Here is a 4,874-nt window from a genome sequence, read left to right on the forward strand (position 1 = left end):
ACGCGTTCAGCTCCGGATGTGAATGATAGATTCATGTTTGTGCCCGTGTCTCCATCCGGAACAGGGAACACATTCAAAGAATTCACATATTCTGCATTCTCGCTAAGGCGTTCAGCGCCGATTGCGACCATCGCCTTAAAGTCTTCCGCTGTTAATTCAGTTTTCTTCACCTTATAATCCTCCTTCACCATAAAGCATGGTGATCTGTAATCTTTAGTCCTTTAATACTCTTACGCCTTGGACGAACACATTCACTGTATTTGCGGAAAAGCCCAACATCATTTCAAGATTATATTTGACTTGTGTTTGAACATTCCGGCAAATTTCAGAAATTTTTGTTCCGTAGAGTACAATGATATAGACATCAACAGCTACTCCATTTTCTTCTTGGCGAATCACGGCACCGCGTGAATAGTTCTCTTTTTTCAATATTTCACTGATATTGTCTCTGATTTGATTTTTGCTGGCCATGCCGACAACTCCATAATTATCCGTTGCGGCGCCGCCCACTACCGTAGCGATCACGTCGTTCGATAAGTCAACCAGCCCATATTGTGTTTGGATTTTAACTGCCATTTTTAATAGCCTCCTTTATGTATGCACACAATCGTTAATTACAAATTATGATAGCATATTTTATACAAAAGAAATAACTTTTTGCGATTAAATTTCTCATTTCCGCTCGATTTACGGCAATTCTGACTTTTTTCCGAAATATTTTCAGCGTTTTCTCATCTCCCCTTCCGCCCTTTTTGGGGATGGCCAAATGCGGATATTTGATGAGGACAGGATAAAAAAAACAGCTGTCAAGTATTTTTCCTTTAAAACAGTTGCATTCACTTTTGAATTATGATAAATTAATCAAGTGTATGAATTGGAAAGAAGCTTTGCTTCTGTAACAGCAAAGGAGGAAAGAAAATGTCAAAAGAATGTTTCGTAACAGGACGTAAAAGCCGTTCAGGTAATAACCGTTCCCACGCTATGAACTACACAAAACGTACTTTCAAACCAAACTTACAAAAAGTTCGTATCTTAGTCGATGGAAAACCTAAAAAAGTATGGGTTTCAGCTCGAGCTTTGAAATCTGGTAAAGTTGAAAGAGTATAAAAATATAGATGAGCCCCGGGACCATGCCATGATTCCAGCTCATCTTTTTTTATGCACAGTTCAAAAATAAAGGAAAGAGGCTGCGGTAAAAGCGCGGCCTCTTTCCTTTATTTGCGCTTGTCAGCACTTTGGATGACGGCCAAAAGACCGGATTCAAAAGAAAAATGCATCTCAGCCTTAGCCTCTTCAAACTCATTGCTGACCAAAGCAATCGGGTAATCGTAATCTTTTCCGTTCAAAGGATAGACAACCCCGGTCAGCGTCAATTTCTCGATGGGGGTCATGCCGATGAATGACAAATATTTTTTATCACTTTCTTTTTCCAGAGCGTAACTGCCGGGCATATAAAACCGCAAGGTATTATGCAAATCCATCAGGCTGATTTTTCCTGCCATCTCTTTCACGAGCGGATGGAATGCCAACCACAAATTGCTCATCAGATGGTCCAAACGCCCTCCGAAAGCACCCAAAAGAATGATTTCTTCCGGATTGAACGTTTCGATCGCATAGGCAATGGCCGCCTCAGTATCCGTTTCGTCTTTTTGCGCAGGAAGGATGCGGCAGACGCGGCTTTTCTTTTTGATTTCTTCCATTTCTTGCGGGGTGACAGAGTCAAAATCACCGATGGCCGCATCGAAATGTGTGCGCAGCTCGGCAAGCGCCAACGCTCCCCGGTCTGCACCGATCAACCGATGACTTTCCGAATAACGCTGGACCAAAGCGTCGACATCCGTCTGGTCGCCGCCGACCACAATCACCACTTTTTCAGACTGCATTATGGCAAGCATCCTTCAGTCGGCTGATTGCTGCTGCTGGATTTTCATCGTCATAAATGTAGGAACCGGCTACGAATACATCCGCACCTGCCTGAATGCACTTAACGATCGTCTCATGGGTAATGCCGCCATCGACTTCGATTTCGTAATGATAGCCATGCTTTTTGCGTAAGGAAGCCAGCTCTTGGATTTTGTCCAAAGTGCTTTCGATGAAGCCTTGGCCCCCGAAGCCCGGGTTGACGGTCATGACGAGCACCATATCGACATCGCCCAAAACGGGTTTGATGACGTCCACGCTTGTGCCCGGATTGATGACGACGCCGGCTGCAATGTTTTCGTTTTTGATCATCTGGATCGCGCCATGGATGTGCGCGGTAGCTTCCGCGTGAATCGTGATGATATCGGCGCCGGCTCTGGCGAATGCCGGGATCAGATTTTCAGGTGTTTTAACCATCAAATGGCAATCCAACGGTAATTTGGTGTGCGGACGGATTGCCTGCACAACATTTGGGCCCAATGTCAAATTGGCAACGAATTGGCCGTCCATGGCATCGATATGGATATAATCGGCACCAGCTTGTTCGACCAACTTGACGTCCCGCTCTAAATTCGCAAAATCAGCACTTAATATGGATGGAGCAATTTTCATTTTCACACACACCTTATCTCTTATTTTTTTTTATTGTACATCGGTTTGCGCCCGACGATTTCCTCATGGAACTGCAGATAGTGTTCGTATCTGTATGGGGCAACCTCTCCGGAGGCAACTGCCTCTTTCACCCTGCAATTCGGCTCGTTGATGTGCATGCAGCCGCCGAATCGGCATTGATTGCGTAGCGCTTCAAAATCCGGGAAAAAGGAAGGCAGGTCGACCGCTTCAATGTCGATCAAGTCGATTGTACTGAAACCAGGTGTATCAGCAATCAAAGCCTCCCCTACAGGATGCAACTCAACATGTCGCGTCGTGTGGCGGCCCCTGCCCAAGGCGGTCGAGATTTCGCCTGTCAGCAAATCCAATTCGGGCATCAGTTGATTCAACAAAGTGGATTTCCCGGCGCCGGATTGGCCCATAAACACCGCCATCCCTTTGCCCATGGTACTGACCAGATCAGCCAGAGAAGACGATCCTTCAGGATAATCGGATAAAATCATCTTGTATCCGATTGATTCATAATAGGTTTTGTACTGGAGCATGTCCGCCTTAGCTGTTTCATCCAACAGATCAATTTTCGTAACGTAGATGATGGGACTGATGTTGTTTGCTTCCAGGTAAACCAAGAAACGATCCACCAGATAGGAAGAAAAATCGGGTTCGATCGCCGACATCACAATGACGCCAAAATCGACATTCGCCACAGTCGGGCGAATCAATTCATTTTTCCTTGGGTAGATGTCCAGCAGAACGCCCTCCGTTAAGTTGTCACTTTCGAAATCGACAAAATCCCCAATAAGCGGAGCCATGTTTTTCACGCGGAAGTTTCCTCTTCCTCTCGTCTGATACGTTTGACCGTCCACATACACATAATAAAATCCGCTTATTGCTTTCCTGACTTGTCCTTTTTGCAAATCGACAACGCCTCCTAGTTTAGTTCTTTCTCTCTATTCTACACTGTTCTACAAAAAAATGACAAACCATTTTGATGTTTGTCATTTTTTGCAGCCTATTTGTTTCTATTGTGTTAATTCAGAAGCTTCGTTGATGACTTCGCCATCTCTTTCGATCCGGTAGGAAGCGGAGCTGCCTTCCAGAATACGGAAATTCAATGTCACGAGCTCATCCGCTGCTATATCGAACTCACGGAATACGTCACTGAGGGCATGATCTTCGTCCTGCACATAAATGACGATATGGTTCGGCTCATCGGAAGAACTGCTGGCATTTTCGTTGCCTTGACTGTTGCTGCTCTCGGAACCGGGTTCCGAAACGGCTGCCGCGAGATAGGGAATCGTGATGGTACGGCTGAAGGAAATCACTTGTGGCTCTTCAGGTCCAAGCGAAATCACCACACTCAGGGCATCACCGGATACAAAAGCGGATCCACCTGCAAGACTTTGGCTTACGACCAGACCTGCTGCTATCGTATCTGAATATGCTTCAGTGACCGTCAACGCGAGCCCGTATTGCCCTGCATAATCCTCGACGCTTTTCCGCGTATATCCCGAAAGATCGCGCATCGTATAGGATTCATTTCCGTCGCTCACCAGAAACGACAGCGTAGTTTCGCTTGGTTTCACTTCTGAGCCAGGCTCTAAACTTTGGCTGATGATGTTGCCTGCAGCGACTTCGCTACTGAATTCATGTGTCCTTTCGATCGTAAACCCTTCTTTACGCAGGTCTTCCAGAACACTTTCATATTCTTGGCCTTCATAGTCGAGAAGCGTGAACAATTCCTCGCCCAGACTGATGATCAGGTCGATTTCATCACCGGCTTCAACGGCTGCACCGATTTTTGGTGACGTTTCAATGACAGCATCTTCTTCGACTTCATCACTGTGTTCTTCCGTTATATCCCCCAAAACCAAACCTGCGTCCTCCAATGCGAGGCGTGCGCTGGCTTGATCCATATTGGACACATCCGGCACAGTCAACGCATCTGCTTCCTGGTTATTGTAAAAGAAGAGGAAAAAGCTGGCGATCAGACCCAGCAGCAACATCCCGAAGAGAACGAATGTCCACTTCTTTCGTTTTTTCTTGCCTCCAGCGGCCTCTCGCCCTGACTCGTATTCCTGGATCGGTTCAGCTTTCACGCTTGGTGGCGGAGATACAATCGTGTTACCGCTGTCCGCTTTGGCCACTACTTCAGCGGATAAGGGGGTGAGTACTTTGGTTTCCTGCAAAAGCGATACCGGCATAAAAGGTGCTTCGTGCAAGCGTTCCTCATTCAGGCAGCTATCGAGATCCGCCATCATTTCTTCACAGGTGGCGTAACGGTCTAAAGGTTCTTTCGCCGTGGCTCTCAGAATGACATTTTCCAAACTTTGAGGAATCTC

At 46.3% G+C, this 4,874-nt stretch carries 6 protein-coding genes; 1 reads left to right on the forward strand and 5 read right to left on the reverse strand.

Going from position 1 to position 4,874, the window contains the following annotated elements:
* Positions 1–213: 213 nt before the first annotated feature.
* Complete coding sequence (locus WBV27_RS11205) at positions 214–576, reverse strand: Asp23/Gls24 family envelope stress response protein (RefSeq protein ID WP_086628151.1); 363 nt, start codon at positions 574–576, stop codon at positions 214–216.
* Positions 577–918: 342 nt separating this feature from the next.
* On the opposite strand from WBV27_RS11205, the gene rpmB reads away from it, so the two are divergent.
* Positions 919–1,107, forward strand: a complete 189-nt coding sequence (gene rpmB, locus WBV27_RS11210; protein WP_068562155.1) for a 50S ribosomal protein L28 — start codon at positions 919–921, stop codon at positions 1,105–1,107.
* 107 nt (positions 1,108–1,214) lie between these two features.
* Here the strand turns inward: rpmB and WBV27_RS11215 are convergent, their stop codons facing one another.
* The 4 genes from WBV27_RS11215 to WBV27_RS11230 form a co-directional block, all read right to left on the reverse strand.
* On the reverse strand, positions 1,215–1,883 hold the full coding sequence (locus WBV27_RS11215) for a thiamine diphosphokinase (RefSeq protein ID WP_424202098.1): 669 nt from the start codon (positions 1,881–1,883) through the stop codon (positions 1,215–1,217).
* Positions 1,873–2,532 carry a ribulose-phosphate 3-epimerase gene (gene rpe, locus WBV27_RS11220; protein WP_424202100.1) on the reverse strand — a complete coding sequence of 220 codons (660 nt, stop codon included), beginning with the start codon at positions 2,530–2,532 and terminating at the stop codon, positions 1,873–1,875. The genes WBV27_RS11215 and rpe overlap by 11 nt, the downstream gene beginning before the upstream one ends.
* Positions 2,533–2,552: 20 nt before the next feature.
* Complete coding sequence (gene rsgA, locus WBV27_RS11225) at positions 2,553–3,449, reverse strand: ribosome small subunit-dependent GTPase A (protein ID WP_424202102.1); 897 nt, start codon at positions 3,447–3,449, stop codon at positions 2,553–2,555.
* 105 nt (positions 3,450–3,554) lie between these two features.
* A partial coding sequence (locus tag WBV27_RS11230) for a PASTA domain-containing protein (RefSeq protein ID WP_424202104.1) occupies positions 3,555–4,874 on the reverse strand: 1,320 nt, incomplete at its 5' end.

The organism is Trichococcus sp., from assembly GCF_049589555.1.
Taxonomy (GTDB): Bacteria; Bacillota; Bacilli; order Lactobacillales; family Aerococcaceae; genus Trichococcus.